The sequence below is a fragment of the Halorubrum tibetense genome (genome assembly GCF_042661865.1).
In the GTDB taxonomy this organism is placed as follows: domain Archaea; phylum Halobacteriota; class Halobacteria; order Halobacteriales; family Haloferacaceae; genus Halorubrum; species Halorubrum tibetense.
Genome location: NZ_JBHSWW010000491.1, coordinates 1 through 1087, shown reverse-complemented (window position 1 = coordinate 1087; position 1087 = coordinate 1). Strand labels below are relative to the sequence as shown.

The following is a 1087-nucleotide window of genomic DNA, read 5'->3' as shown; positions in this document are numbered from 1 at the left end:
CGGCGTCGCCGGCAGCATCCCTACTGCTCTCGACGACGGGCAACGGCCCGACGAGCCACACCCACGCGGCCAGCATGAGCGCGCCCGGGAGCTCCGGGAGCGCGAGTCCCGTTACGGGCCACCAGCCGGCGACGAACGTCGCCCAGACGGCGACGTGGATCGGGACGAACGCGAGCGTGACCCGGCCCCCGATAGTCCCTCGTCGAGCGATGCCGTCGATCCCGAAGACGACCGTGATCAGCGCGTAGAAGCCTACCGCGGCGGGGCCGTGAAGGGGCTGCGTGAGATCGAACAGTCCGACGCCCGCCATCGCGATCATCGCGAGCGCGAACACGACGGCCCGGAGGCGACTCGTCATCCGCGGTCGATCCGCCGCTCGCCACAGCCCGATGGCATAGCCGATCCCGACGAGGCCGCCGAGGATCAGTCCACCGTTGAAGACGGGCGCGCTTCGGTCACGAACCCCGAGATCCGAGAGCGCGTCGCCGGTCCACGAGAACCCCGGATCGAGGGCGACCGCGACCGCGATCCCGCCGAGCGCGAGGAGCGTCGCGGCCGCGCCGAACACGCGCGGATCGACGGCGAGGATGGCGGTCCCGGATTCCGTTGTCTCCGGAGGGTCGTCACCGGCAGTCGGCGGGGTGTCGCCGGCAGTCGGCGGGGTGTCGCCGGCAGTCGACGCGTCGCTCATGCGTTCGGCTGACGCGGTGACGGGTAAAAACTCCGCCGCTCAGTCGATCCGTTCGGCGGCGTCCCGCTGAACCAATGGCTCTGCGTTCGCCGTCGGGAGGTCGACGATGTCTTCGCTCGTGAGCTCGTACTCGCGCTCGTCGACGCCCAGTATCGCGCCCACGTCGCGGGTGATCCGGACCGTCTCGCGCGCGGCGTCAGTGGGTCGGTCTCCACCGCCGGTGCTCGCCGAGTCCCTACCCGTGCCCGAGTCGGTCCCGTCCGCCGGCTCGTGTGCGGACGTCGCGTTTGTGGTCGACCCGTTCGCTCCCGGTGCGCCGGGCGGTGCCGGCTCGGGTTCGACCGGTGTCGGACCGTCGTTGTCGGCCGTATCGTCTGCCGGGGTGGCCGTCCCGCC

At 71.7% G+C, this 1087-nt stretch carries 2 protein-coding genes; both read right to left on the bottom strand.

What is annotated here, in order from left to right; translation table 11 throughout:
• A partial coding sequence (locus ACFQEU_RS16445) for a DUF998 domain-containing protein (protein WP_379783901.1) occupies nt 1-691 on the bottom strand: 691 nt, incomplete at its 3' end.
• A gap of 39 nt (nt 692-730) precedes the next feature.
• Nucleotides 731-1087: DNA replication complex subunit Gins51 (locus tag ACFQEU_RS16440; RefSeq protein WP_465261174.1), on the bottom strand; the 357-nt coding region annotated here is incomplete at its 5' end.